At 62.2% G+C, this 24,957-nt stretch carries 26 protein-coding genes and 2 tRNA genes; 21 read left to right on the forward strand and 7 right to left on the reverse strand.

Translation table 11 applies throughout. The features are described from left to right. Positions 1–39 precede the first annotated feature (39 nt). On the forward strand, positions 40–825 hold the full coding sequence (locus ACN9M1_RS06535) for an SDR family oxidoreductase (RefSeq protein ID WP_426398397.1): 786 nt from the start codon (positions 40–42) through the stop codon (positions 823–825). 22 nt (positions 826–847) lie between these two features. On the opposite strand, the gene ACN9M1_RS06540 is transcribed toward ACN9M1_RS06535, so the two are convergent. Continuing rightward, positions 848–1,393 carry a LuxR C-terminal-related transcriptional regulator gene (locus tag ACN9M1_RS06540; protein WP_426398399.1) on the reverse strand — a complete coding sequence of 182 codons (546 nt, stop codon included), beginning with the start codon at positions 1,391–1,393 and terminating at the stop codon, positions 848–850. 190 nt (positions 1,394–1,583) lie between these two features. On the opposite strand from ACN9M1_RS06540, the gene ACN9M1_RS06545 reads away from it, so the two are divergent. The 15 genes from ACN9M1_RS06545 to ACN9M1_RS06615 all read left to right on the forward strand — a co-directional run bounded on the left by ACN9M1_RS06545 (position 1,584) and on the right by ACN9M1_RS06615 (position 15,757). Then, positions 1,584–2,285: a CoA transferase subunit A gene (locus tag ACN9M1_RS06545; protein ID WP_426398400.1), complete on the forward strand. Its 702-nt coding sequence runs from the start codon at positions 1,584–1,586 to the stop codon at positions 2,283–2,285. A gap of 10 nt (positions 2,286–2,295) precedes the next feature. Continuing rightward, positions 2,296–2,931 carry a 3-oxoacid CoA-transferase subunit B gene (locus ACN9M1_RS06550; RefSeq protein ID WP_426398402.1) on the forward strand — a complete coding sequence of 212 codons (636 nt, stop codon included), beginning with the start codon at positions 2,296–2,298 and terminating at the stop codon, positions 2,929–2,931. Positions 2,932–2,944: 13 nt separating this feature from the next. Next, complete coding sequence (locus ACN9M1_RS06555; RefSeq protein WP_426398403.1) at positions 2,945–3,724, forward strand: 3-hydroxybutyrate dehydrogenase; 780 nt, start codon at positions 2,945–2,947, stop codon at positions 3,722–3,724. Positions 3,725–3,880: 156 nt separating this feature from the next. Beyond that, on the forward strand, positions 3,881–4,750 hold the full coding sequence (locus ACN9M1_RS06560; RefSeq protein WP_426398405.1) for an alpha/beta fold hydrolase: 870 nt from the start codon (positions 3,881–3,883) through the stop codon (positions 4,748–4,750). Positions 4,751–4,781: 31 nt separating this feature from the next. Continuing rightward, positions 4,782–5,150 (forward strand): RidA family protein, encoded by a 369-nt coding sequence (locus tag ACN9M1_RS06565; protein ID WP_426398407.1) that lies wholly within the window; start codon positions 4,782–4,784, stop codon positions 5,148–5,150. Between the two features lie 39 nt (positions 5,151–5,189). After that, the gene (locus tag ACN9M1_RS06570; RefSeq protein WP_426398409.1) at positions 5,190–7,427 is read left to right on the forward strand and encodes a RelA/SpoT family protein; all 2,238 of its coding nucleotides are present in this window, start codon (positions 5,190–5,192) and stop codon (positions 7,425–7,427) included. 22 nt (positions 7,428–7,449) lie between these two features. After that, positions 7,450–7,526, forward strand: a tRNA-Val gene (locus ACN9M1_RS06575). 365 nt (positions 7,527–7,891) lie between these two features. Next, positions 7,892–9,799: a threonine--tRNA ligase gene (gene thrS / locus ACN9M1_RS06580; protein ID WP_426398411.1), complete on the forward strand. Its 1,908-nt coding sequence runs from the start codon at positions 7,892–7,894 to the stop codon at positions 9,797–9,799. 42 nt (positions 9,800–9,841) lie between these two features. Continuing rightward, positions 9,842–10,363: a translation initiation factor IF-3 gene (infC, locus tag ACN9M1_RS06585; RefSeq protein WP_426398815.1), complete on the forward strand. Its 522-nt coding sequence runs from the start codon at positions 9,842–9,844 to the stop codon at positions 10,361–10,363. A 168-nt stretch (positions 10,364–10,531) separates the two neighbouring features. Beyond that, the gene (rpmI, locus tag ACN9M1_RS06590; RefSeq protein WP_004636003.1) at positions 10,532–10,729 is read left to right on the forward strand and encodes a 50S ribosomal protein L35; all 198 of its coding nucleotides are present in this window, start codon (positions 10,532–10,534) and stop codon (positions 10,727–10,729) included. 28 nt (positions 10,730–10,757) lie between these two features. After that, the gene (gene rplT, locus ACN9M1_RS06595) at positions 10,758–11,114 is read left to right on the forward strand and encodes a 50S ribosomal protein L20 (protein ID WP_012762124.1); all 357 of its coding nucleotides are present in this window, start codon (positions 10,758–10,760) and stop codon (positions 11,112–11,114) included. 130 nt (positions 11,115–11,244) lie between these two features. After that, positions 11,245–12,279 carry a phenylalanine--tRNA ligase subunit alpha gene (gene pheS, locus ACN9M1_RS06600; protein ID WP_311528905.1) on the forward strand — a complete coding sequence of 345 codons (1,035 nt, stop codon included), beginning with the start codon at positions 11,245–11,247 and terminating at the stop codon, positions 12,277–12,279. Positions 12,280–12,341: 62 nt separating this feature from the next. Then, complete coding sequence (pheT, locus tag ACN9M1_RS06605; protein ID WP_426398416.1) at positions 12,342–14,771, forward strand: phenylalanine--tRNA ligase subunit beta; 2,430 nt, start codon at positions 12,342–12,344, stop codon at positions 14,769–14,771. Positions 14,772–14,842: 71 nt separating this feature from the next. After that, positions 14,843–15,268 carry an integration host factor subunit alpha gene (locus ACN9M1_RS06610; protein WP_426398418.1) on the forward strand — a complete coding sequence of 142 codons (426 nt, stop codon included), beginning with the start codon at positions 14,843–14,845 and terminating at the stop codon, positions 15,266–15,268. A gap of 42 nt (positions 15,269–15,310) precedes the next feature. Next, a complete protein-coding gene (locus ACN9M1_RS06615; RefSeq protein WP_426398420.1) occupies positions 15,311–15,757 on the forward strand; it encodes a MerR family transcriptional regulator in 447 nt (148 codons plus the stop codon). A 77-nt stretch (positions 15,758–15,834) separates the two neighbouring features. Here the strand turns inward: ACN9M1_RS06615 and ACN9M1_RS06620 are convergent. Next, a tRNA-Pro gene (locus tag ACN9M1_RS06620) sits at positions 15,835–15,911 on the reverse strand. 78 nt (positions 15,912–15,989) lie between these two features. Next, positions 15,990–16,916, reverse strand: a complete 927-nt coding sequence (locus ACN9M1_RS06625; RefSeq protein WP_426398422.1) for a cupin domain-containing protein — start codon at positions 16,914–16,916, stop codon at positions 15,990–15,992. 116 nt (positions 16,917–17,032) lie between these two features. Between ACN9M1_RS06625 and ACN9M1_RS06630 the strand changes: the two genes are divergently transcribed. Beyond that, complete coding sequence (locus tag ACN9M1_RS06630) at positions 17,033–17,368, forward strand: carboxymuconolactone decarboxylase family protein (RefSeq protein WP_426398424.1); 336 nt, start codon at positions 17,033–17,035, stop codon at positions 17,366–17,368. A 17-nt stretch (positions 17,369–17,385) separates the two neighbouring features. Here the strand turns inward: ACN9M1_RS06630 and ACN9M1_RS06635 are convergent, their stop codons facing one another. Then, positions 17,386–18,324, reverse strand: coding sequence for an aldose epimerase (locus tag ACN9M1_RS06635; RefSeq protein WP_426398816.1), 939 nt, complete (start codon positions 18,322–18,324; stop codon positions 17,386–17,388). 317 nt (positions 18,325–18,641) lie between these two features. Here ACN9M1_RS06635 and ACN9M1_RS06640 point away from each other — a divergent pair, with 317 nt between their 5' ends. The 3 genes from ACN9M1_RS06640 (at position 18,642) to ACN9M1_RS06650 (ending at position 21,851) form a co-directional block, all read left to right on the forward strand. Next, positions 18,642–19,001: a hypothetical protein gene (locus ACN9M1_RS06640; RefSeq protein WP_426398425.1), complete on the forward strand. Its 360-nt coding sequence runs from the start codon at positions 18,642–18,644 to the stop codon at positions 18,999–19,001. A gap of 158 nt (positions 19,002–19,159) precedes the next feature. Continuing rightward, positions 19,160–20,233, forward strand: a complete 1,074-nt coding sequence (gene dinB / locus ACN9M1_RS06645) for a DNA polymerase IV (RefSeq protein WP_426398817.1) — start codon at positions 19,160–19,162, stop codon at positions 20,231–20,233. Between the two features lie 187 nt (positions 20,234–20,420). Continuing rightward, positions 20,421–21,851, forward strand: a complete 1,431-nt coding sequence (locus ACN9M1_RS06650; RefSeq protein ID WP_426398427.1) for an amino acid permease — start codon at positions 20,421–20,423, stop codon at positions 21,849–21,851. 19 nt (positions 21,852–21,870) lie between these two features. Here ACN9M1_RS06650 and ACN9M1_RS06655 read toward each other — a convergent pair whose 3' ends face one another. Next, positions 21,871–22,629, reverse strand: coding sequence for a DUF1223 domain-containing protein (locus ACN9M1_RS06655; protein ID WP_426398818.1), 759 nt, complete (start codon positions 22,627–22,629; stop codon positions 21,871–21,873). 372 nt (positions 22,630–23,001) lie between these two features. Here ACN9M1_RS06655 and ACN9M1_RS06660 point away from each other — a divergent pair, with 372 nt between their 5' ends. Continuing rightward, positions 23,002–23,292, forward strand: a complete 291-nt coding sequence (locus tag ACN9M1_RS06660) for a DUF1488 family protein (protein WP_426398429.1) — start codon at positions 23,002–23,004, stop codon at positions 23,290–23,292. A 152-nt stretch (positions 23,293–23,444) separates the two neighbouring features. Here ACN9M1_RS06660 and hpaR read toward each other — a convergent pair whose 3' ends face one another. Both hpaR and xth read right to left on the reverse strand, forming a co-directional pair. Then, positions 23,445–23,912, reverse strand: a complete 468-nt coding sequence (gene hpaR, locus ACN9M1_RS06665) for a homoprotocatechuate degradation operon regulator HpaR (RefSeq protein WP_426398431.1) — start codon at positions 23,910–23,912, stop codon at positions 23,445–23,447. A 159-nt stretch (positions 23,913–24,071) separates the two neighbouring features. Beyond that, positions 24,072–24,881 carry an exodeoxyribonuclease III gene (gene xth, locus ACN9M1_RS06670; protein ID WP_426398433.1) on the reverse strand — a complete coding sequence of 270 codons (810 nt, stop codon included), beginning with the start codon at positions 24,879–24,881 and terminating at the stop codon, positions 24,072–24,074. Positions 24,882–24,957 lie beyond the last annotated feature (76 nt).

The raw sequence follows: 24,957 nt of genomic DNA on the forward strand, positions 1-24,957 counted from the left end.
TCCGGTGCCTGTCAAACCAACATACGGGGAACACGCATCATGGGCTTGTCGATCAATCTGGAAGGCAAGGTCGCGCTGATCACGGGCGCTTCCAGCGGCCTGGGCGCGCGGTTCGCGCATACGCTCGCGGCGGCCGGCGCCAAGGTCGTGCTGGCCTCGCGCCGTGTCGAGCGCTTGAAGGAATTGCGCGCCGACATCGAATCGAAGGGCGGCAGCGCTCACGTCGTGCGGCTGGACGTAACGGACCCGGACAGCATCCGCTCTGCCATCGCCCATGCTGAAACGGAAGCCGGCACGATCGATATCCTGGTCAACAACTCGGGCGTTTCGACCACGCAGCGCATGGTGGACGTCACGCCCGATGACTTCGATTTCATCTTCGATACCAACACGCGTGGCGCCTTTTTCGTTGCGCAGGAAACCGCCAAGCGCATGATTGCGCGGGCCAAGGGCGCGGAGAAGAACGGTTCGCCGCTGCCGCAATCGCGCATCATCAATATCGCTTCGGTGGCGGGGCTGAAGGTGCTGTCGCAGATCGGCGTGTATTGCATGAGCAAGGCGGCTGTGGTGCATATGACCAAGGCCATGGCGCTGGAGTGGGGGCGTTTGGGCATCAACACGAACGCCATCTGCCCGGGCTATATCGATACCGAGATCAATCACCATCACTGGGAAACCGAAGCCGGCCAGAAGCTCGTGCAGATGCTACCGCGCAAGCGCGTCGGCAAGCCGGAAGATCTGGATGGGTTGATCCTGCTGCTGGCGTCGGACCAATCGGATTTCATCAACGGCGCCATCATCAACGCCGATGACGGGATGGTGTAACGCCTAGACCTTGCCGTTGGGCTCAATGCCCCATCAGCCGCTGCACAAGCTCAAGCGAGGTGTTGGCGGCGTACTTCTTCATCAACCGCGCGCGATAGATTTCTACCGTGCGCGGGCTGATTTCCAGCTGCTTGCCGATCTGCTTGCTGGTCTTGCCTTCCACCAGCTGCGCTGCGATGTCTCGCTCGCGCGGTGTGAGCGCCGCCGTGACTGGCCGGTGCGCGGAAAGGTCTTCAAACGTCCAGATGCCTTCACCCAGCGGCTTGGTGCGATCGAGCGCGCGGCCCGTCACGTGGCACCAGAACAGCTCGCCGTTGGCGCGCTTCATGATGCGCTCATCCGAATAGCTGCCGCGCGCGCCCATGATGGGCACGATGCGTGCGCCGGTGCGTTCGTATTCGTCATGCGTGGGATAGAGCAGTTCGAACGACTGGCCAATCATGGTCGTGCGTGCGTGACCAAAGATGCGCGCTGCCTCGTCGTTGACGTCGACCATCACGCGCTCACGTGACATCACCATGCCGACCGGGGCAAGCTGGAACGCGGTCTGGTAATCAAGTGCTGTCATGGGTGTCCAGGGCTAGGGAAGGCTAGGAGTGGGCCTTATGTAGTCGTACGTATTGCTGCGTTGCGTGACGCTTGCGTATTCTCGCCAGATTGTATCGTTACTATTTTCCGGCGCTGCATCGCACAAACCCCAACTGTGTGATCGGTCAAAACCCTGCCGGATTCGTTGGACCACCAAGGAAGGAGCACGCATGAACAAAATCTTCGCCAGCGCCAGCGAGGCGCTCGCGGGCGTCGTTAAAGACGGCCAGACGATCGCCGTGGGCGGTTTCGGCCTGTGCGGTATTCCCGAGGCGCTGATCGGCGCACTGCGCGATTCGGGCGTCAAGAACCTCACCTGTATTTCCAACAACGCCGGCGTCGATGGTTTCGGCCTGGGCCTGCTGCTGGAAACTCGCCAGATCAAGAAAATGATTTCGTCCTACGTGGGCGAGAACAAGGAGTTCGAACGCCAGTATCTGGCGGGGGAGCTCGAGCTGGAATTCACGCCGCAAGGCACGTTGGCCGAAAAGCTGCGTGCGGGCGGCGCGGGCATCCCGGCGTTCTTCACCAAGACGGGCGTCGGCACGATCGTGGCCGAGGGCAAAGAGCTGCGCGAGTTTGACGGCGAAACGTACGTCATGGAGCGCTCGCTGGTGCCCGATGTGTCGCTGGTCAAAGCGGCGGTGGCGGACAAATCCGGCAACCTGCGTTTCAACCTGACTGCGCGCAACTTCAATCCGGCCGCGGCAACGGCGGGCAAGATCTGCATCGTCGAGGTGGAGAAGATCGTGGAGGTGGGCGAGCTGGCGCCGGACGACATCCATCTGCCCGGCATCTACGTGAATCGCATTGTGCTGAACGCCACGCCCGAGAAGCGCATCGAAAAACGCACCATTCGCGCAGCCAACTAAGGAGACCGACATGGCCTGGACACAAGACCAAATGGCGGCGCGCGCCGCGCAAGAGTTGCAAGACGGTTTCTACGTGAACCTCGGCATCGGCATCCCCACGCTGGTCGCCAACCACACCGGCGACAAGGAAGTCTGGCTGCAGAGCGAAAACGGCATGCTCGGCATCGGCCCATTCCCGACGGAAGACGAAGTCGACGCCGACCTCATCAACGCCGGCAAGCAGACCGTGACGACGCTGCCCGGCAGTGCCATCTTCGGCAGCGACCAGAGCTTTGCGATGATCCGCGGCGGCAAGATTAACCTGTCGATTCTGGGTGCCATGCAGGTGAGCGAGACGGGCGATCTGGCCAACTGGATGATCCCCGGGAAGATGGTCAAAGGCATGGGCGGCGCCATGGACCTCGTGGCCGGCGTCAAGCGCGTGATCGTGCTGATGGAACACGTTGCCAAGAAGAAGGATGGCACCGAAGACCTGAAGATCCTGCCCAAGTGCACACTGCCGCTGACGGGCGTCGGCGTGGTCGACCGCATCATTACGGACCTGGGCGTGATCGACGTGACGGAGCAGGGTCTGCGCTTGGTGGAAACTGCGCCCGGCGTGTCGCGCGAAGAGATCCAGGCCAAGACTGGCGTGAATTTGCTGTAATTCGGAGACCACGATGCTGCAAGGAAAAACCGCCCTCGTTACGGGCTCGACCAGCGGGATCGGTCTGGGCATCGCCTGCTCGCTGGCCGCGCAGGGTGCCAACATCATCATGAACGGCTTCGGCGATGTGGACGCACCCAAGGCGCAGATCGCTGCCGCGGGCAAGAACGCCATCCGCATCGGCTACCACGGCGCCGACATGAGCAAGCCCGCCGAGATCGAAGCGATGTTCGCGTATGCCGACGCTGAGTTTGGCGGCGTGGACATCCTCGTCAACAACGCGGGCATCCAATACGTGGCCAATGTGGAGGATTTCCCGACCGAGCGTTGGGACGCCATCATCGCCATCAACCTGACTTCGGCGTTCCACACCACACGGTTGGCGGTGCCGGGCATGAAGAAGAAAAACTGGGGCCGCATCATCAACATCGCGTCGGCGCATGGGCTGGTGGCGTCGGCGCAGAAGTCGGCCTATGTGGCGGCCAAGCATGGCATCGTCGGCTTGACCAAGTCGGTGGCGCTGGAAACGGCGCAGACGGGCATCACGTCCAACGCAATCTGCCCGGGCTGGGTGCTGACGCCGCTGGTGCAGAAGCAGATCGACGCGCGCGCTGAGAAGGAAGGCATTCCCGCGCTGCAGGCCAAGAAGGAACTGCTGATGGAAAAGCAGCCTTCCGGCGAGTTCGTTACGCCCGATCAGCTCGGCGCGCTGGCGGTGTTCCTGTGCAGTGACGCCGCCGAGCAGGTGCGCGGCGTGGCCTGGAACATGGATGGCGGCTGGGTCGCGCAGTAAGCGCATCCTGCACAGAAAAAGCCCCGCTGCATGGAGCTGCAGCGGGGCTTTTTCGTTTCTGTCGGCCATGCGCGGCTGCTGCACTGCCGCATGCTTGTGCGCCCGCGTACAATCAGGCTTTGTTCTCTCGCCGTTGTTCACGTGTAGGAGATGTTCATGCCTGTTTCGCCGCGCCTTGCCTTCGTGCAGTGCCTGAGCCCATCCGGCTTGCATCGGATGGCGTATCACGAGTGGGGCGATCCGCAGAATCCGCGTGTGCTGGTCTGCGTGCATGGTCTCTCGCGCACGGGGCGCGACTTCGACGTGCTGGCGCAAGCGCTCTGCAATGACTATCGCGTTATCTGCCCGGATGTGGTCGGCCGTGGGCGCTCTGACTGGTTGGTGGATCCGAAGGGCTACGTCATTCCGCAGTACGTGTCCGACATGGTCACGTTGTTGGCGCGACTGAATGTGGAATCGGTCGATTGGTTTGGTACCTCGATGGGCGGGCTGATCGGCATGAGCCTGGCGGGCCTGCCCAAGTCGCCGATCCGCAGGCTATTGCTCAACGATGTGGGCCCGCGCGTGACGGAGTCGTCGTTGACGCGCATTGGTGCGTATCTTGGGCTGGGCGTCCGCTTCAAGACCTTCGACGAAGGGCTGGCGTACCTCAAGACGATCAGCACCTCATTCGGGCCGCACACGCCAGAACAATGGCGCGAGCTGAACACCGCGATCCTCAAGCCGCAGGGCGGCGAGTGGATCCTGCACTATGATCCGCGCCTGGCCGAGCCTTTCAAGAACACTACGCCGGAGATGATCGCCGCTGGCGAGGCCATGCTGTGGAAGCTGTTCGAAGCGATTCCCGGTGAGGTGCTGATCGTGCGCGGTGCGCAATCGGACCTGCTCACGCGCGAGACCGTCGAAGCCATGATGCAGCGCGGCCAGCACGTGAACACGGTAGAGATTCCCGACGTGGGCCACGCGCCGACCTTTATCCAGCCGGATCAGGTAGCGATCGCCCGTAAGTTCTTCCTCGGTCAATGACCGTTTGTTTGCCCCCCATTTGATTTGCAACATGAGCACTGAACTGAAGCGTTACAACGTCGAACATCGCTATTCCGACGCCGCCGTCTACAACGGTGTCGTCTATGTCGCCGGCCAAGTGCCCGAGACCACGCTGGACGCCGGCATTGTCGAGCAGACCGCCGAGGTGCTCGCCATCATCGACCGCGTGCTGGCCGCCAACGGCAGCGATAAGACGCGCATCCTGATGTGTCAGATCTTCCTGAAGGACATCACCGAGATTGGCGAGATGAACAAGGTGTGGGACCAGTGGGTCGCTGCTGATTCCAAGAACTCGCCGCCGCGCGCCACGGTGGAGGCCGCGCTGGCCAACCCGAAGTACCGCATCGAAATCGTCGTGACGGCCGCGCTGAAGGGCTGAGCTCGGCGCATATCAGGCGAGACGAAAGCAGGACGCATCATGGAGCACAAGACCGACCGGCCGGCCGAAGGGGCTGGGCAGGTGGCAACCTCACCGGCAGAGCAGGTCGCACGGGCGATCGAATATCTGGCCGCCAACGCCGCAGACAAAGTCACGCTGACCGGCGAGACGCTGGAGTCGCACGCCCGCGGCACGATCGCCATTCTTGAGGGGCTGCGCGTTGATACGCCGTCGCTGCAGGCGGCTGCGCTGTTCCTGTTGCCGACGTTGGCGATGGACAACGAAAAGGCGCTTGAGCCCGCGTTTGGCGCCGAGGTCGTCAAGCTCGTGCACGACGTGCGGCAACTGCTGCGCATCGGCGCCATTGCCGGCTTGGTCAGCCCAACCGAAGCCGGTGTCACGCGCAAGAACGAAGCGGAAGCACGTCGTGCGCAAGTCGAGGCGCTGCGCAAAATGCTGCTCGCCTTTGCGCAGGACATTCGCGTGGTGCTGATCCGGCTGGCGTCGCGGTTGCAATCGCTGCGCTGGCTGGCGCAGACCAAACGCCCAGCGCCCGAGGGCATCGCGCGCGAGACGCTCGACATCTACGCGCCGCTGGCCAACCGCCTGGGCATTTGGCAACTCAAGTGGGAGCTCGAAGACCTCGGTTTCCGCTTTGAAGACCCCGACACGTACAAGCGCATCGCCCGCCTGCTCGATGAAAAGCGCATCGAGCGCGAAAAGTTCATCGGCGAGGCGATCGCCAAGCTGCAAAAGACGCTGCATGACGCGGGCATCCAGGCCGAGGTGAGCGGCCGCCCCAAGCACATCTACAGCATCTGGAAGAAGATGCGCGGCAAGGAACTCGACTTTGCCGACTTGTACGACGTGCGCGCTTTCCGCGTCATCGTCGACGACATCAAGGATTGCTACACCGTGCTCGGTTTCGTGCACCACATGTGGCAGCCGATCCCGAAGGAGTTCGACGACTACATCTCGCGTCCCAAGGCCAACGGCTATATGTCGCTGCACACGGTGGTGATCGGTGACGACGGCCGCGCGCTGGAGGTGCAGATCCGCACGCGCGAGATGCACCACTTTGCGGAGTACGGCGTCGCCGCGCACTGGCGCTACAAGGAGGCCGGCAGCAAGGGCTACGCGGGCCAGTTCTCTGCCAGCGAGCGCTACGACGAGAAGATCGCTTGGCTGCGTCAGCTGCTGGCTTGGAAGGATGACGCCGAACACACCGTCGCGCACGAAGATTCGCCATGGGAACAGCTCAAGCACACCGAGCTGGACGACCACATCTACGTGCTGACGCCGCAGGCACGCGTCATCGCCTTGCCGCAAGGCGCGACGCCGGTCGACTTCGCCTATTACCTGCACAGCGATCTCGGCCACCGTTGCCGTGGCGCGCGCGTCGACGGGACGATGGTGCCGCTGAATACACCGCTCAAGAACGGCCAGACCGTCGAGATCGTCACCGTGAAGCAGGGCGGGCCGTCGCGCGACTGGCTCAATCCTGAACTGCGCTATTTGGCAAGCAGCCGCGCCAAGACGAAGGTGCGTGCCTGGTTCAATGCGCTTGAGCTGGAAGAAACGCTGGCTCAGGGGCGCGCCCTGATCGACAAGACCTTGCAGCGTGAAGGCAAGACTGCAGTCAACCTGGAGGACTTGGCTGCCAAGCTCGGTTTCAAGACTCCGGATGATTTGTACGCCGTTGTCGCCAAGGACGAACTCAGCCTGCGCCGGGTCGAGGCAGTCTTGCGCTCTGACGGTGCGCCGCCACCCGCGCCTGTGGACGATGAGGCGTCGATCACCAAGAAGAGCAAGGCCACCAGCGTCGCGCGAGGCGCCAAGAGTGGCGTGCTGGTGGTCGGCGTCGATTCGCTGCTCACGCAGATGTCGCGCTGCTGCAAGCCGGCGCCGCCGGACCCGATCGTCGGATTCGTTACGCGCGGGCGCGGTGTGTCGATCCATCGGCAAAGCTGCTCGACGTTCCAGCAGCTGGCTGCCCGCGCGCCGGGCCGCGTGATCCAGACGGAGTGGGGCCAGCGCAGCGATTCGGTCTATCCGATCGATATTCAGGTCGAGGCACTGGACCGCCAGGGGCTGTTGCGCGACATCTCGGAAATCCTCTCGCGCGAGAAGATCAACGTGACCGGCGTGCGCACGCTATCGAGCAAGGGTGTCGCCAAAATGCAGTTCACCGCCGAGGTGGCTGAGGCGACACAACTGCAACGCGCGCTGACTTTGATAGAAGAAGTGCAAGGGGTGTTGACAGCCAGGCGCAAGTGACGGTATAGTCTTGTTCTTCGGCAGGCTCGTAGCTCAGCTGGTTAGAGCACCACCTTGACATGGTGGGGGTCGTTGGTTCGAGTCCAATCGAGCCTACCAACGCATTTAGCAGGACGCGTCGGGTAGGATGTCCAAGCCGTCATCCCTCGGGTTAGTCCCGTACAACTGAAGTGAAGGGCAAAACATGATTCAAGCACCGCGAACTACAACCGCTTCGGAGCGACAGTAGTCAAGGTGCGGTTTTCGCCCTTTGTGCTCTGCCCAAGCGGTAGTCAGCGCAAAAGAAAACGCGGCCTTGGCCGCGTTTTTTTTCGTCCGCGTTTTCGTGTCATGCGTGGCGATCAGGCTGAAAGCGCTTCGAAGCATCGATTCGACAACCTGCTGCACCAGCTTGGTGTGGCGCACGACAGAATGACAGCCTTCGCGCGCACGACAAGCGCGACGGTGACTCCACAGGAGCAAGCATGATCGCAATCACCCTGCCGGACGGTTCCCGGCGCGAGTTTCCCGGCCCGGTGACGGTGGCTGAAGTGGCGCAAAGCATCGGCGCCGGTCTCGCGAAGGCTGCACTGGCTGGCCGCGTGGATGGCCAGATGGTGGACACCAGCTACACGATCGACCGCGATGCCAAGCTCGCCATCATCACCGACAAGGACGCCGACGGCGTTGACGTGATCCGCCACTCGACCGCTCACTTGCTGGCTTACGCCGTCAAGGAGCTGTATCCGGAAGCGCAGGTCACGATTGGCCCGGTCATCGACAACGGCTTCTACTACGACTTCGCATACAAGCGCCCCTTCACGCCGGAAGACCTCGTCGCCATCGAAAAGAAGATGGCCGAGCTCGCTAAGAAAGACGAGAAGGTCACGCGCGAAGTCTGGGGCCGTGACGACGCCGTCAAGCTGTTCGAGGGGATGGGGGAGAAGTACAAGGCCGAGATCATCGCCTCCATTCCGGAAGACCAAGAGATTGGTTTGTACCGCGAAGGCAATTTCGTCGATCTGTGTCGTGGTCCGCATGTGCCATCCACGGGCAAGCTCAAGGTCTTCAAGCTGATGAAGGTGGCAGGCGCTTACTGGCGCGGCGATCACAACAATGAGATGCTCCAGCGCATCTATGGCACGGCCTGGGCCAAGAAGGAAGACCAGGAAGCCTACCTGCGCATGCTGGAAGAGGCTGAGAAGCGCGACCATCGCAAGCTCGGCCGCGAACTCGACCTGTTCCACATCGACGAAACCGCTCCGGGCATGGTGTTCTGGCACCCCAAGGGCTGGACGCTGTGGCAAGAGGTCGAGCAGTACATGCGCCGCGTGTACCGTGAAAACGGCTACCAGGAAGTCAAGGGGCCGCAGATTCTCGACAAGTCGCTGTGGGAAAAAACCGGCCACTGGGACAAGTACCGCGAGAACATGTTCATCACGGAATCGGAAAAGCGCGAATACGCGCTCAAGCCGATGAACTGCCCCGGCCACATCCTCATCTACAAGCAGGGCATCAAGAGCTACCGCGACCTGCCGCTGCGCTTCGGTGAATTCGGCGCCTGCCATCGCAACGAGCCCTCGGGCGGTCTGCACGGCATCATGCGCGTGCGCGGCTTTACGCAGGACGATGGTCACATCTTCTGCACGGAAGACATGATCCAGGCCGAAGTGACGGCGTTCACGACGCTGCTACAGAAGGTCTATAAGGATTTCGGCTTTACCGAGATTCTGTACAAGCTGTCGACGCGTCCGGAAAAGCGCATTGGCTCCGAGGAAAGCTGGGATCGCGCCGAAGCTGCCTTGGCAGACGGCTTGCGTGCCTCCGGTTGCGAATTCGAATACCTGCCGGGCGAGGGTGCCTTCTATGGCCCGAAGATCGAATACGTGCTGAAAGATGCACTTGGACGCCAGTGGCAGTGCGGCACGATCCAGGTCGACCCGAACCTGCCGGAGCGTCTGGATGCCGAGTTTGTCGGCGAAGATGGCGCGCGCCATCGTCCGATCATGCTGCACCGGGCCATCGTCGGCAGCCTGGAGCGCTTTATCGGTATCTTGATCGAGCAATACGCCGGTGCGCTGCCGACGTGGCTTTCGCCGGTACAGGTCGCGGTGCTCAGCATCACCGATTCGCACGCCGAATACGCACAATCCGTTGCGCAATCCCTGCAAAAACAAGGCTTTAGGGCGGTTGTTGATTTGCGGAATGAGAAGATTGGGTATAAAATTCGCGAGCATTCCGTTCAGAAGGTCCCGTACCAGGTTGTGGTGGGCGACAAAGAGCGGGATGAAAATCAGGTGGCCGTGCGTGCCCGTGGCAACGTCGATCTAGGCTCCATGCCGCTGTCGGCGTTCGTTGAGCGACTGCAGAACGATCTCGCCAACAAGTCATGAGCTGGGCACGGCCTGTTTTTTTGATTCTTCGAGGACATCAACATCGCTACTGAGAAATCTCACCGCATCAACCGCGAGATCAGCGCACCGGAAGTCCGGCTGACCGGGGTTGAGGGAGAAGCGCTCGGCATCGTCAAACTGTTCGACGCACTGCGTCTGGCAGAAGAAAAAGACGTCGACTTGGTCGAAATCGCGCCGACTGCGCAGCCGCCCGTTTGCCGCCTGATGGACTATGGCAAGTTTAAGTATTCGGAGCAGAAGAAGGCTCACGAAGCCAAGCTTAAGCAGAAGGTCATCCAGGTGAAGGAAGTCAAGTTCCGCCCTGGCACAGACGACAACGACTACGGCGTCAAGCTGCGCAACGCGACGCGCTTCCTGGAAGATGGTGACAGAGTAAAGGTTACCTTGCGTTTCCGGGGCCGCGAAATGGCTCACCAGGAGCTCGGCATGCGCGTGCTGGAGCGTATCAAGTCTGACCTGGAGGAATTCGGCCAGGTTGAGCAGATGCCGAAGATGGAAGGTCGCCAGGCAGTGATGATGTTGGCACCCAAGAAGAAAAAGTAATAGCAGTGGCGGTCGGACGATTCCGGCTGCGCTGAGCAGGTTCCAGACGGAAACGTCGGAAACCGCGGTGGGCTTCATCACCCATCGCGATACAACAAGTGAGTCCGGGTCTTAAAAGTGTCGGCGCCAGCCGTCCACCTGGCTTCATGTCAAAAGCGGAGTTGTTCCATGCCGAAGATGAAGACGAAGAAAAGCGCCTCCAAGCGCTTTACTGCCCGTCCTGGTGGCACGATCAAACGTGGCCAAGCCTTCAAGCGTCACATCCTGACCAAGAAGACCACCAAGAACAAGCGTCACCTGCGCGGTACCGAGGGCGTCCATGAGACGAACCTGAAGTCCGTTCGCGCAATGATGCCGTACGCCTAACCCTAACTAACTACGAAAGGAGCATTTCATGCCTCGAGTAAAACGTGGGGTCACAGCGCGGGCCCGTCATAAGAAAGTTATCAGTGCAGCCAAGGGTTACCGCGGCCGCCGCAATAACGTCTATCGCATCGCCAAGCAGGCGGTCATGCGTGCTGGCCAGTACGCTTACCGCGATCGTCGCAACAAGAAGCGCGTGTTCCGCGCTCTCTGGATTGCACGTATCAACGCAGGCGCACGCGAACATGGTCTGACCTACAGCAAGTTCATGAACGGCCTGAAGAAGGCGTCCATCGAGCTGGACCGCAAGGTGCTGTCGGACATGGCCATTCACGACAAGGTGGCTTTTGCCGCTATCGTGAACCAGGTGAAAGCCAACGTCGCCTGATGGATTGGCCGGGCAGGCTGCTGGAATTGCCCAGTAACTTTGCCGGCTGATCACCCTGACGGGGCTCTCACCGAGCCCCGTTTTTTATTCTGTCGTTCCGAATCACTCGAATTTTTTCGCTCGCCTTCCCATGTCACTGGATCTGGACCAAGTGGTCGTCGATGCCCAAAACGCGTTTGCCTCTGTGGAGGACAACGCCTCGCTGGAAAACGAGAAGGCGCGCTTTCTCGGTAAGTCCGGAGTGCTGACCGACTTGCTCAAGGGCCTCGGCAAGCTCGATCCGGAGACACGCAAGACTGAAGGCGCGCGCATCAACCAGGCCAAGAGCCGCGTTGAAGAAGCGCTGAATGCCCGCCGTCAGGCGCTGGCCGATGCGCTCATGAACGCCCGCCTGGCTGCTGAGGCGATCGACGTGACGCTGCCCGGCCGCGACGTGGCTGAGGGCAGCCTGCACCCGGTGATGAACACCTGGGAGCGCGTCGCCAAGATCTTCGGTTCGATCGGTTTCGATGTGGCCGACGGCCCCGAAATCGAATCCGACTGGATGAACTTCACGGCGCTGAACAACCCGGACAACCATCCGGCGCGCTCGATGCAGGACACCTTCTACATCGATGGCCGTGACAGCGAAGACAAGCTCTTGCTGCTGCGCACGCACACCAGCCCGATGCAGGTGCGCTACGCCCGCATGCACGTCGAGAAGTACAAGCACCTCGACCGTATTCCCCCGATCAAGGTCATCGCCCCGGGTCGCACGTACCGCGTCGACAGCGACGCCACGCACTCGCCGATGTTCCATCAAGTTGAAGGCCTCTGGATTGCCGACAACATCAGCTTTGCGGATCTGAAGGGCGTCTACACCGACTTCCTGCGCAAGTTCTTCGAGCGCGACGACATCAACGTGCGCTTCCGCCCGTCGTACTTCCCGTTCACCGAGCCGTCGGCCGAGATCGACATGGCCTTCGGCAACGGCAAATGGCTGGAGATTTCCGGTTCCGGCCAGGTGCACCCGACCGTGGTGCGCAACATGGGCCTGGACCCGGAGCGCTACATCGGCTTTGCGTTCGGCTCCGGCCTGGAGCGCCTGACGATGCTGCGCTATGGCATCAACGATCTGCGCCTGTTCTTCGAGGGCGATGTGCGTTTCCTGCGCCAGTTCGCTTAAGCGCTGCGCTCGCACCGACCAACCCGTCGCCCCGTTAATCGAATTCTCTTTTCCGTCGCGCCATGCAATTTCCGGAATCCTGGCTTCGCAGTTTCGTCAATCCGCCGATCACTACTGATGAGCTTTCCCATCGCCTGACGATGGCTGGCCTCGAAGTGGAAGAGGTCGACCCCGTCGCGCCGCCGTTCACAAATATCGTCGTCGGCCATGTGGTCGAGGTGAACAAGCATCCGGACGCCGATCGCCTGAACGTGTGTAAGGTGGATGCGGGCACGGGCGAGCTGCTGCAGATCGTCTGCGGCGCGCCGAATGTGTCGGTGGGCATCAAGGTGCCGTGCGCGATGGTCGGCGCCGAGCTGCCGCCGGGTGAAGACGGCAAGCCGTTCAAGATCAAGGTCGGCAAGCTGCGTGGCGTGGAAAGCTACGGCATGCTGTGCTCGGCGCGCGAGTTGAAGCTGTCGGAAGACCATGGCGGCCTGCTGATCCTGCCGGAAGATACGCCGGTGGGCGAGGACATCCGCAAGGTGCTCGATCTGGACGACCAGATCTTCGTCATCAAGCTCACGCCGAACAAGGCGGACTGCCTGTCGATCCATGGCGTGGCGCGTGAAGTGTCCGCGCTGACGGGCGCACCGATTACGGTGCCGTCGATGGCGCCGGTGGCGGTGACGCTGGCTGACAAACTGCCGGTCAAGGTGGAGGCGCCGGACCTGTGCGGCCGCTTCTCGGGCCGCATCATCCGCGGCGTGAATGCACACGCGAAGACGCCGGCGTGGATGGTCTCGCGCATCGAGCGCGCGGGCATGCGCAGCGTGTCGGCGCTGGTCGATATCTCCAACTACGTGATGCTGGAGCTGGGCCGTCCGTCGCACGTGTTCGATCTGGACAAGATCCACGGCGGCCTGACGGTGCGCTGGGGCAAGGCCGGCGAAGAACTGAAGCTGCTCAACGGCGACACCATCACCGTCGACGAAAAGGTCGGCGTGATTGCCGACGAGCAAGCCATCGAAAGCCTGGCCGGCATCATGGGTGGCGATAAGACGGCCGTCACGCTCGACACGCAGAACATCTACGTCGAAGCCGCATTCTGGTGGCCGGAGGCCATTCAGGGTCGCGGGCGCCGCTACAACTTCTCGACCGATGCCGGCCATCGCTTCGAGCGCGGCGTCGACTACGCGACCACCGTTGAACACATCGAGCGCATCAGCGCGCTGATCCTCGAAATCTGCGGGGGGCAGGCTGGTCCGATCGACGATCAGATCGTCAATCTGCCCAAGCGCGAGCCGGTGCGCATGCGTGTCGCACGTGCAGCGCGTGTGCTTGGCATTCCGCTGTCGCACGAAGTCGTGGCGGATGTGTTTAAGCGCCTCGGCCTCGCGTTCAATGTGGATGGCGATGTGTTCATCGTCGAGCCGCCGTCGTACCGCTTCGACCTTGAGATCGAGGAAGACCTGATCGAAGAGGTCGCCCGCATCTACGGTTTCGAACAGATTCCGGCCAAGCCGCCGGTGGCCGAGAGCGCGATGCGCCCGACCGACGAAGCACGCCGCACGATGCACGATGTGCGTCACGCCGTGGCAGCGCGCGATTATCACGAGGTCGTCAACTTCGCCTTCGTCGAGACGGAGTGGGAAGCTGACTTTGCCGGCAACACCAATCCGATTCCGTTGCTGAACCCGATCGCCAGCCAGTACTCGGTGATGCGCAGCACGCTCATCGGCGGTTTGCTCGACAAGGTGCGCTACAACCTGAACCGCAAGGCTTCGCGCGTGCGCATGTTCGAAGTGGGCCGTGTGTTCCACCGAGATGCGAGCGTTGCGGATGGCGGCCTGTCGATCGCTGGCTATGCGCAACCGATGATGGCGGGCGGTATCGCCTACGGTCCGGCCAAGGAAGAGCAGTGGGGCGTGCAAACGCGCGCTGTCGATTTCTTCGACGTGAAGGGCGATGTTGAGTCGCTGCTGTGGCCGCTGCAAGCACGCTTCGAGCGCGCTGAGCATCCTGCGCTGCATCCGGGACGCTCTGCACGTGTGGTGCTGAATGGTCGCGCTATCGGCTGGATCGGTGAACTGCATCCGCGCTGGCTGCAGAAGTACGATCTGCCGACCGCGCCGGTGGTGTGGGAGCTTGAGCTCGACGCCATGACCGCTGTTGGCCTGCCGAAGTATCGCGAAGTGCCGCGTGTGCCGGCTGTGACGCGCGACATTGCATTGGTCGTGCGCCAGGATGTGGCGGTGCAGGACCTCGTTGATACGTTCGAGAAAACGGCCGTTGGCACCCCTTGGCAGCGTTATCTGCAGGGCGTTGTGCTGTTCGACGAGTTCCGTCCGAAGGCCGCCACGGCGGCCATTGGGGCGCAGGAGAAAAGCCTTGCCTTCAGAATTACGTTGCAAGATACTGACAGCACCCTCCAGGACGACATTGTCGAGGCCGCCACACAGCAACTGATTCGAGCGGCCGGCGATGCATTCGGCGCGCGCCTGCGCGCCTGACGTCCGCGCCTCGCGAGAGACAGCTCGAACGAACCTCCGCATTCGGATCGATCAACGCCTAAGCGAATCCTATGAACGATCAACACGCGCCCGCGTTGGCGGCATCCTTGGGCGACTCGCTCGGTTCTTCTTCGTCAGCACTGGCCGACGCGCGTGATGCGCGCGGCCAGGAAGTGCCGACACTCACAAAGGCCGAACTCGCCGAGATGCTGTTCGAGCAGGTCGGCCTGAACAAGCGTGAATCGAAGGACATGGTCGAGGCGTTCTTTGACGTGATTCGCGAAGCGCTCGAGCAAGGTGATAGCGTCAAGCTGTCTGGCTTCGGCAACTTCCAGTTGCGCGACAAGCCGCAGCGTCCGGGCCGCAACCCGAAGACGGGAGAGATCATCCCGATCACCGCCCGTCGCGTCGTCACATTCCACGCCAGCCAGAAGCTCAAGGCGCTCGTGGAAGAGCGCGTCGAGCCCTTGCCGGCCGATGCTGTGGGCGCTGTGTAATTCCAGCCGTTTCAATCATTCCGTCTCTTTCGCCAGCCCTTCATGGCCGCCGATAAACACACGGAGCGGGTCAACCTGCCACCGATTCCTGCCAAGCGCTACTTCACCATTGGTGAGGTGAGTGACCTGTGTGCGGTCAAGCCGCACGTGCTGCGCTATTGGGAGCAGGAGTTCACGCAACTCAAGCCGGTCAAGCGGCGCGGCAATCGTCGCTATTACCAGCACCATGAAGTGCTGCTGATCCGGCGCATCCGCGAGTTGCTGTATGAGCAGGGCTTCACGATCAACGGCGCGCGCAATCGACTGGATGAGTTGCGACATGGCGCAGCTGTCGTACAGTCCATGGAGCCGGAAGTGGAGACGACAGAGGTCGAGGTTGTCGCGCCTGCGCCGGTCATCGCCGCAAGTGGTAGCGGCTCAGTTGATGTGCTGAGCCTGCGACATGCGCTGACGGCTGTGCTGGACATTCTGCGCACTGATAAGCCGTAAAACCCAAGCCAAGCTCGCGCTGCAAACAGACGTGAAAAAGCCCGCGTAACGGATCACGTTACGCGGGCTTTTTGTTTTGGTCGGGGCGAGAGGATTTGAACCTCCGACCACCTGCACCCCATGCAGGTACGCTACCAGGCTGCGCTACGCCCCGAAGCACAAAAGTATAACAGAGGCCGGGCGCCGATGACTAGTGGTTCGCACGGTAACGCGATGCGTGTCTGGTGCGATATCACTCGACGGTGTTGGCGGCCCGCCGATAGCGCGCCGGCGTCATCCCCAGTTGCCGCTTGAACGCCTTGCCGAACGCCGCTTCGGATTGATAACCGACGCGCGCGCCGATTTCACCTGCGCTGAGGCGGGTGTGGATGAGCGCGTCGCAGGCGAGTGTCACGCGCACGCGTGTGAGGAACTCCCACACCGTCATGTCGGCGCGTGCCTTGAAGTGCCGCGCGTAGGTGGCGCGCGACATGGCGGCCAGATCAGCGAGTGCATCGATGGTCCACGCACGTTCAGGGGTGCTCAGCATCGCCTGGATGGAGGGGCCGAGGCGCGTGTCTGACAGCAGCGTAAGCGTGCCGGGGGCGGCATGCTCGCGTTGGCCGTAGACGCGCAGCGCCATCGTCAGCAACGCCTGGCTCAACGCCGTAACGATCGCCAGTGCGCCAGGGGCACGCGTTTCAGCCTCGCTGCGCATCAGCCCAATAAGGGCTTGCAGCGCTGGAAACGACGCACTATCACTCAACGACACACATAGGGGGTCCGGCAGCGTGCGGATGAGCAGCGTGGTCGAGCCGGGCTCATGCACGAAGCGGCCGCAGAGCAGGTCGACTTCTGCCGCGCCGCGACCGGTTTTCCGCAAGGGCAGCATGCCGTCGTGCGAGACGCGTGGCTTGCGCACGGACGTGTCGGCGGTGCTCGCCAAGTCATGGATCGTGTGGGCATGGCCGCGCGGGAACAGGATGAAATCGCCTTCATGCAGCGTGAACGTGCGGTCATTGGTTTCTACCAGGCAACTGCCCGACAACACCAAGTGGAACAGCACCTGGCCATTGGGTTCGGGGTCGTGCGGGATTGAGAAGGGCCCTTGGAACAGGCATCGCAAATCGAGACTCGCCTGCGGGCGGGTGAGTCGGATGAACTGGCTGAGTGCGTCCATTGAGACGATTTCGCTAGAAATTGCGTTAATAAAGTATTCAACGGATCACGCCTAAAGACAACACTCTTTCCAACGGCGCAGGCATCGGGCCAGCGCCACACCACCGGGAGCACATCATGCTGAACTGGGTCGAGTATCGGAAAGAACTGCTTGGGCGCATTGGCGAGATTGGCAAGATCACGCCGGATACGGTGAAGGGCTATCAAACGCTCTCGGGTGCATCGACGGGCAGCCTGGACGCCAAGACGCGGGAGTTGATCGCACTGGCCGTGGCGGTGACGACGCGCTGCGATGGCTGTATCACCGTGCATACCGCCGAGGCGATCAAGCGTGGCGCGACGCATGAAGAGATTGCCGATGCATTGAGCGTGGCGATTTCGCTCAATGCGGGCGCGGCGCTGGTGTACTCGGCGCGCGTGATGGACGCGGTGCAGGCCTACGAGAAGGCCTGAGCGGACGAGCGTGTTCGCTAGCGTGCGATCCGCAGACGGCAGGTGGCTTGCCGCGATTCGCCGGGGGCAAGCAGGTGCAAGCCTTCGCCGTGGTGGATCGCATTGGGCAGGCCCATCCACGGTTCGACGCAATAGAAGTCGGATGTCGCGTTTTCTGTCCAGGTGGTGATGGCGTGCCAGGGCACTGGTGCGCCATCCACCTCGATGCGAATGCTGCGGCCTAGCGGCGCGTCTGCATACGGGGGAATGGCCAGTGTCGCGGCACCGGCGGCATCCAGCAGGTGATAGCGGTCTTGCAGCGCCGGGTCATCGATTTGGTACGTGCTACGCCCGGGTGCCGGAACATCGAGGCTGCCGTCCGGGAGCTGGCGCGACAGCCGCGACGGTGGCATCGACAGTTCCGTCGCGCCACGCAACGCATGCGGCAGTGCCAGATAGAAATGGTGGCCCGCGTAGAACGGCATGGGCGCGTGTCCGGCGCCTTCGTCGAGATGCTTGACGGAGAACGTTGCCTCCAGCCCATCGTGAATCAGCCGGTACGTCACGCGAAACTCAAACGCGAACGGATACCCCACGCGTGTCTGGGGGCTATCGCGCAACAGCATGACGATGTGCGCGTCGCTGGCGTCTTCCACGCTGAACGGCAGGTCGCGCGCAAAGCCATGCTGCGGCAGGGCATGAACCTGGCCGCGCGCATCGCGCCAGCGGCCGACTTCACCGTCGACAAAATGCCGCCCGATGAAGGGGAATAACAACGGATTGCCGCCACGTACCTTCGCCGGGTTGGACCAGTCGGCAGAGTCGGGCCAGAAAAGGATGTCTTCACCGCGATGGCGCCAGCGCACCAACCGCCCGCCAGCGTGTGGGGCGAGCAGCAGCATGGAGCCATCGACATGGGCATCGCCAATGCGGACGAGCGTTTGATCTTGAAAGCGGGTGGTCGGTAGATCGTGCATGGGTTCGGCGCAGCGGTGACTTGTTGGCATGGGAATCGCGTACTAGATTGTCAATGCGTTTTGTCCGGAGGGAAACCATGTCTGTCGATTGCGCGTTGCCCGCACATGCCGTGCCCCCGCCCGACGAGCCAGCGCCGCCGGGCGTTCCTCCTGATTTGCCTTCGCCCGATGAACCCCCGCCGCCCGTCGAGCCGCCGGAGGCATTTGCGGTGTAATGCATGGTTACCAATCGTCACAGCTTTGCGTAAAACGGTTCGTAAGATAGCGCCAGTCCCGCGCGGCTTGCGCGGTTCGATAACGACACTACGAGCCAAATCATGTCGATTCTTCCGCGTCTGACCTTGTGCGCTGTGCTGGTGGCCTCCATGGCCGGTTGTGTGGTGGCGCCTCCCGCGCAGACTCGCACCGTGGTAGTGCGCGAACCGGCCCCGGTAGACCCGCGCGCCCGCTTTGACGAAGTGCAAGGCCGACTTGCTGAAGAATTCCATCGCATCGACGTGCGCCAGTCGCAAGGCTATATCGATCCGTACCGCGCGGATGGCCTGCGTGATCGCCTGCGTCGCATCCGCCAGGAAGCCAACGATATGGCCAGCCAGCACCGCGGTGGCTTGTCCGGTGACGAACAACGTGCGCTGAACGAGGAACTCGGCGCCGTGTCCCACGACATCGGCCGCTAATCGCCGATTTTCTCTCCCCGCATTCGCCGATGCTGCATTGCAGTATCGGCGAAATGCATTGTTGCGCAGTCAAGCTCATACATTCCCTGCACGCCGAGCGGAAGCTGGTACGCTTGCGTTCCTCTTCTGAACGCCAAGTCCTCACGCGGCCGGCTGCCGTGCGAAAGATCATCCACTGCGACTGCGATTGTTTCTACGCTGCCATCGAGATGCGGGACGATCCGCGCCTGCTCGGCAAGCCGCTGGCCGTGGGTGGACGGCCCGAGCGGCGCGGGGTCGTGGCGACCTGTAATTACGAAGCGCGCAAGTTCGGCATCCATTCTGCGATGCCAATGGCGCAGGCCGTCAAGCGCTGTCCTGACCTGCTCATCGTCCCGCCGGCCATGGATAAGTACCGCCAGGTCGCGCGCCAGATTTTCGCCATCTATCACAGCTACACGCCGCTGGTAGAGCCGCTATCACTGGACGAGGCGTACCTCGATGTGAGCGACAGCCCCATGCACGCCGGCAGCGGCACGCGCATCGCCGAGGACATCCGCCGCCGTGTGCGTGAAGAGATTGGCATTACCGTGTCGGCGGGTGTTGCGCCCAACAAGTTCATTGCCAAGATCGCCAGCGATTGGCGCAAGCCCGATGGCTTGTTCGTGGTGCGGCCGGAGCAGGTGGATGCCTTCGCCGCCGAATTGCCCGTGGAGCGGCTATTTGGCGTGGGGAAGGTGACCGCCGCCAAGCTGCGCCGCCTAGGCGCGGAAACCTGTGGCGACCTGCGCGCCTGGGGGACAGACCGCTTGCAGCAGCATTTCGGTGTGTTCGGTTTTCGGCTACATGACCTTTGCCGAGGCATTGATCACCGGCAGGTGCAACCCTCGCAGATTCGCAAGTCGGTCAGCGTGGAAGAAACCTACGCGACCGATCTGCGCACGCTGGAGGATTGCCAGCGCGAATTGACCATTCTCGTCGAACAGCTTGCCGCTCGCGTTGAGCGCGCCCGCGCCGCCAACATGATCCACAAGACGTATGTGAAGCTGCGGTTTGCGGATTTTCGTGGCACGACGGTGGAGTGCATTTCGCCACAGGTGTCGCTGCCGGTGTTCTCCAAGCTGCTGGCCCAGGGGTTCGAGCGCCGGCAGATTCCTGTGCGCTTGCTTGGGGTGGGCGTGCGGTTGTACGAGTCCGATGCGCATGCGCGTCAGCAACCGCTGTTTGCCGACGACCTGAGCGCTGGCATGTGAGCCCCAGGCGACGTCAACCGGGCGTGAATTGTCCTATTTTCCTGTCTGCAAGTCGGCGATAGAAGGGCGGAGTGTCGCCAGCGGGTAGAATGCCCGCTTTTTGCAAAAATCCGCCGCCGCGCGCCAAACGTGCGCGACAGTGCCTTCCACTACATCTGGACAGGCATGCAGATAGGAGACGCAGTCAATGAGCTTGTTCCGTACCAAAAACGTGGATCACATGATCCGCACTGGCCATAGCAATACGGGTCTGAAGAAAGTGCTCGGGCCCGTGGACCTGACTTTCCTTGGCGTCGGCGCCATCATCGGCACCGGTATTTTCGTGCTGACGGGCACGGGCGCGCTGACCGCCGGGCCGGCGCTCACGCTGTCCTTCATCGTGGCCGCACTGGCGTGCGGGTTTGCCGCACTGTGCTACGCCGAATTTGCTTCGACCATCCCCGTCTCGGGCTCCATCTATACCTACGCCTACGCCACGATGGGCGAATTGGTTGCATGGATCATCGGCTGGGACTTGATGCTCGAGTATGGCCTGGCGACCTCCGCCGTATCGGTGGGCTGGTCGGGCTATTTCCAATCCTTGCTGGCGGGCTTCGGCATGCATCTGCCGCAAGCGCTGACGGCTGCACCGGGGGCCATTCCGGGCGTGCAGACGCTGTTCAACCTGCCGGCGCTCGTGATCATGTTGCTCGTTACCACGGTGCTGTCGTTTGGCGTGCGGGAATCGGCGCGCGCCAACAACATCATGGTGGTGATCAAGGTGACGGTGGTGCTGCTGTTCATCTTCGTGGGCGTGCGCCACGTGCAGCCGGCCAACTGGCAACCCTTCATGCCGTTCGGCATGAACGGCGTGTTTGGGGCGGCCGCCATTGTGTTCTTTGCCTTCATCGGTTTCGACGCGGTCACCTCCGCGGCGGAAGAAGTGCGCAACCCCAAGCGTGACCTGCCGATCGGCATCATCGGCTCGCTGGCGGTCTGCACGATCCTGTACGTGATGGTGGCGGCGATCATGACCGGCATCGTGCCGTTCGCGAAGTTCGCGGGTGTGGACCACCCGGTGTCGCTGGCGTTGCAGATGGCGGGTGAAGGCTGGGTGGCCGGCTTTGTCGATCTGGGCGCCATCATCGGCATGACGACCGTGATCCTGGTGATGGCTTATGGCCAGACCCGCATCATCTTCGCCATGTCGCGCGACGGTCTGCTGCCCAAGAGCCTGTCGCACATCCATCCGCGCTACGCGACGCCGTTCCTCAATACCTGGGTGGTTGGCATTGTGTTTGCCGTGATTGCCGCGTTCGTGCCGCTGAACGTGCTGGCAGAGCTGATCAACATCGGTACGCTGGCCGCGTTCTCGCTGATCGCCGTGGCCGTGCTGGTGCTGCGCCGTACGCGTCCGGATCTGCACCGCGGCTTCCGTTGCCCGGGCGTGCCGGTGGTGCCGCTGCTGGCGATCGGCATGTGCTTGTTCCTGATGAGCCATCTCCAGGCGGTCACGTGGATCGCCTTCTTGGTGTGGGTGGTGATCGGGCTGGTGGTCTACTTCGGCTACGCGCGTCGTCGCTCGCTGTTGCACACGCCGGAGCATGGCGCCGTGCAAGTGTCGGAAACGGCGCGCTGATCGCCCGATCAACAGACGTCTAACGACACAGCGGCGCGGAGACCCCCTGCAGGATCTCTGCGTCGCGCGGCCGCTCAACGAAGGCGGCCAGGCTCACATCGGTAGGGCGCGCATTGGCGGGCAGGGGAATCTCGCCCTGCCATTGCGTGCTGGTGCCAGTCAACCGGATCGGGCCGATCCATTCCCTTACGACATGGCCGTGGCGTAGTTCCACGCCCCCGTTCTCGCCGCCGCTCGGGTGGCTGATCAAGCCGTTTTGCGTCAAGGCGATCCACGCGACCGCTGGGCTTGCGGCGGAAGCCGCGCTTGGCCGTAGCGTAAAGCGTGCGCGGGTTTGCAACGCTGCACGCGGCGCATTGACGCGGTTGGCATCCAGCGAAATGTCCGCCATTGCAGGCTGCGCATTGCGTGCGGCGACGGCGCGTGAGAAATCCGTTGCATTCGCCCAGTGCCGCAGTTCACGGCCGGAGACGAACACTTCCGGCGTGTAGATCGTCGGCGCGTGCCCCACATCGCCAAGCGCGCGCTGCCGTTCGGCAAAGGCGGCACGGCCGAAGGTGTCTTTCCAGCTGGGGCTGTCCCAGTAATCCACGTGCAAGGCCAGCGGTATCCAGTGTTGGGGGTCGAGCGGTGCGCGACTGAGCCAGCGATCCGCCGGCGGGCAACTATTACAACCCTCGGATGTATAGAGTTCAACCACCGCAACCGTGTGCGGTGGGCTCTGGACATGCAGTGCGCCGCAATCGGCCGAGTACGCTGGGCGCGAGGCCAGCAGCATCAACGCGACGCTGACATAGGCGTGTCGCAAACGGTGGGTTTGTATTGCCATCGTCGCCTCCGATTGGTGTGCCGGCACGGGCCTTGCGTGTGGCCCTCGCTTTGCTTAGTCGGGCGAGGCGCTCGACCCTGACAAAAAAGCATACCCGTGCCGGATGGCGCGCGAGGTCTGATGCCGCCTGGGATGGCCGGCGATCGCCTTGGCGCGCTTTCTCTTCGCGGCCAATGTCATTCGCACGCGCCTCGCAAGCTTTGGTTAAAATGATCCTTGCAGTCAGACACGAAGTTTGACGGAACCGTGCCGGCCCCCCCGCATGGTTTCCACGCCAACAGCGTGTGCGTTGTTGTCCATTGCAATCGGAGGGCTTTGACGATGGAAATCAAGTTCGAAAAGAAAGAGGCGTACGACATCAACAACGAAGGCCTGCTGTTCGACGCGCTTGTCGACGGTGAAAAGGTGACTTGCGTGGCAACGCGCGAGGCGCTTTGGGAAGGCCTGGAAGGTGATCAGGTGTTGTCCCTTCAAGCGGCCTTCGAGGCCGGTCAGGAGCGGATCCAGGATGCCGCCCGTGTGCTGATTGCAGACGGCGTGCAGCGATCCAACGGATTAAACGAGTTGCCGCAACCGGTCGTGGTCAAGCGCGCGCATGTCGCAGTGGCTTGAGTAAATCGTGTGGCGACATTGGCATCGGCATGACCGGTGCAGACAAGGTGGACATCAGTGTCCGCTGCCTTGAGAAAAAGCCGGTCTGCGTGACCGGCTTTTTCGTGGGTGCGTGTTTCCCGGCTGACGGGTAGGGCGTGGGCGGGTCGGCGTTATTCTTCGTCGTCAGCCAGACGTGCCATCGGCGAATGGGTTTCCATGGCGAGGATCGATTCGTCGAGGATGGCGTACAGCCCATCCAGCCGAGCGCGCCCCAGCAGGGCTTCGATGCGCGCGTATTCCGCATCGACTTGCGGTTCGACCTTGGCGATGAATTCGCGGCTCTTCGGTGTCAGTGAGATGACTTGCCGGCGCTGATCCACCGACGAACGCGTGCGGACGATCATTTCAGACTCGGCCATGGCCGCCAGCATGCGCGTCAGGCTCGGGCTGAGGATCAGGCACGCATCGGCGAGCTGGTTGGGCTCCATGTCGCCCATGTCGTTGAGCGTGCGCAGCACGCGCCATTGCTGTTCGGATAGGCCATGCTCGCGCAGAAGCGGTCGGAAGCCCGCCATGAACGTCTCACGCGCGCGCAGGAGCAGATGCGGTAGGTTTCGGTGCTTGAAGGTAGAGGCCATGCCTGAGTGGTGGTCTTAGAACGTGTCCATGATCCTACTGCGCGGCCCTGATCGGGGCTCATGCGCTGCTCGAAATCCTCATGTACTTGAGTACATTCCGGTTTCTGCGCTGCTCTTCACCCCGCTGAGGGCCGCTCGCTACGGATCGTGAACACGTTCTTACGCGTCGCGCAAGGCGGCGACGACAGGTGTGTGGTCCGATGGCTGCTCCCACGTGCGCGGCACGCGGTCGATATGGCACGACTCGCACAGCTTGGCCAATTCCGGCGACAGCATGATGTGGTCGATGCGCAGCCCCGCATTGCGCTTGAACGCGAACAGCCGGTAATCCCACCAGGAAAAGAGCTTGTCTTCCTGGTCAAACAGACGGAAAGCATCCACTAGGCCCGCACCCTCCAGCGCACGGAACGCAGCACGCTCTTCCGGCGACACCAGGTTCTGGCCTTCCCATTTTTTCGGATCGTGCACGTCGCGATCGTCCGGGGCGATGTTGAAATCGCCCAGCAGCATCAGGCGCGGGTGCTGCGCCATCTCGGCCTTCAACCACACTTGCAGCGCTTCCAGCCAGCGCAGCTTATAGACGAACTTGTCGGAGTCGAGCGCCTGGCCGTTCGGGAAGTAGGCGGAGATTACGCGTACCGGCCCGCCCGGCATGTCGTACGTCGCGGCCACGATGCGCTGCTGCTCGTCGGCAAAGCCAGGGATGTTCTTCACTACATCGCGGCCCTCGGGCACCGCGGCCTTGCGCGCCAGGATGGCGACACCGTTGTAGGTCTTCTGGCCGGTGAACAGCGATGCGTAGCCCGCGGCATCCAGCTCGGCGAGCGGGTAGCGATCGTCGGGCAGCTTGAGTTCCTGCAGGCAGAGCAGGTCGATGGGCATGGCGTCGGCTTCGCGTTCAGCCAGCCATTGCAGTACCTGCGGCAGGCGGACCTTCAAAGAGTTAACGTTCCAAGTAGCGACACGCATGGGGCAATCAATCCTTGCAAATGGCGACGGCGCATACCGGCAGCGCCGTTCAGAGTGTCCGGTATTGTGCCATCAA

The organism is Ralstonia sp. R-29 (genome assembly GCF_049913345.1).
Lineage (GTDB): Bacteria > Pseudomonadota > Gammaproteobacteria > Burkholderiales > Burkholderiaceae > Ralstonia.

Coding starts and splice junctions, on each gene's coding strand:
- ACN9M1_RS06535 (WP_426398397.1), top strand. CDS start 40: ATGGGCTTGTCGATCAATCTGGAAGGCAAGGTCGCGCTGATCACGGGC.
- ACN9M1_RS06540 (WP_426398399.1), bottom strand. CDS start 1,393: ATGACAGCACTTGATTACCAGACCGCGTTCCAGCTTGCCCCGGTCGGC.
- ACN9M1_RS06545 (WP_426398400.1), top strand. CDS start 1,584: ATGAACAAAATCTTCGCCAGCGCCAGCGAGGCGCTCGCGGGCGTCGTT.
- ACN9M1_RS06550 (WP_426398402.1), top strand. CDS start 2,296: ATGGCCTGGACACAAGACCAAATGGCGGCGCGCGCCGCGCAAGAGTTG.
- ACN9M1_RS06555 (WP_426398403.1), top strand. CDS start 2,945: ATGCTGCAAGGAAAAACCGCCCTCGTTACGGGCTCGACCAGCGGGATC.
- ACN9M1_RS06560 (WP_426398405.1), top strand. CDS start 3,881: ATGCCTGTTTCGCCGCGCCTTGCCTTCGTGCAGTGCCTGAGCCCATCC.
- ACN9M1_RS06565 (WP_426398407.1), top strand. CDS start 4,782: ATGAGCACTGAACTGAAGCGTTACAACGTCGAACATCGCTATTCCGAC.
- ACN9M1_RS06570 (WP_426398409.1), top strand. CDS start 5,190: ATGGAGCACAAGACCGACCGGCCGGCCGAAGGGGCTGGGCAGGTGGCA.
- thrS (WP_426398411.1), top strand. CDS start 7,892: ATGATCGCAATCACCCTGCCGGACGGTTCCCGGCGCGAGTTTCCCGGC.
- rpmI (WP_004636003.1), top strand. CDS start 10,532: ATGCCGAAGATGAAGACGAAGAAAAGCGCCTCCAAGCGCTTTACTGCC.
- rplT (WP_012762124.1), top strand. CDS start 10,758: ATGCCTCGAGTAAAACGTGGGGTCACAGCGCGGGCCCGTCATAAGAAA.
- pheS (WP_311528905.1), top strand. CDS start 11,245: ATGTCACTGGATCTGGACCAAGTGGTCGTCGATGCCCAAAACGCGTTT.
- pheT (WP_426398416.1), top strand. CDS start 12,342: ATGCAATTTCCGGAATCCTGGCTTCGCAGTTTCGTCAATCCGCCGATC.
- ACN9M1_RS06610 (WP_426398418.1), top strand. CDS start 14,843: ATGAACGATCAACACGCGCCCGCGTTGGCGGCATCCTTGGGCGACTCG.
- ACN9M1_RS06615 (WP_426398420.1), top strand. CDS start 15,311: ATGGCCGCCGATAAACACACGGAGCGGGTCAACCTGCCACCGATTCCT.
- ACN9M1_RS06625 (WP_426398422.1), bottom strand. CDS start 16,916: ATGGACGCACTCAGCCAGTTCATCCGACTCACCCGCCCGCAGGCGAGT.
- ACN9M1_RS06630 (WP_426398424.1), top strand. CDS start 17,033: ATGCTGAACTGGGTCGAGTATCGGAAAGAACTGCTTGGGCGCATTGGC.
- ACN9M1_RS06635 (WP_426398816.1), bottom strand. CDS start 18,324: ATGCACGATCTACCGACCACCCGCTTTCAAGATCAAACGCTCGTCCGC.
- ACN9M1_RS06640 (WP_426398425.1), top strand. CDS start 18,642: ATGTCGATTCTTCCGCGTCTGACCTTGTGCGCTGTGCTGGTGGCCTCC.
- ACN9M1_RS06650 (WP_426398427.1), top strand. CDS start 20,421: ATGAGCTTGTTCCGTACCAAAAACGTGGATCACATGATCCGCACTGGC.
- ACN9M1_RS06655 (WP_426398818.1), bottom strand. CDS start 22,629: ATGCTGCTGGCCTCGCGCCCAGCGTACTCGGCCGATTGCGGCGCACTG.
- ACN9M1_RS06660 (WP_426398429.1), top strand. CDS start 23,002: ATGGAAATCAAGTTCGAAAAGAAAGAGGCGTACGACATCAACAACGAA.
- hpaR (WP_426398431.1), bottom strand. CDS start 23,912: ATGGCCTCTACCTTCAAGCACCGAAACCTACCGCATCTGCTCCTGCGC.
- xth (WP_426398433.1), bottom strand. CDS start 24,881: ATGCGTGTCGCTACTTGGAACGTTAACTCTTTGAAGGTCCGCCTGCCG.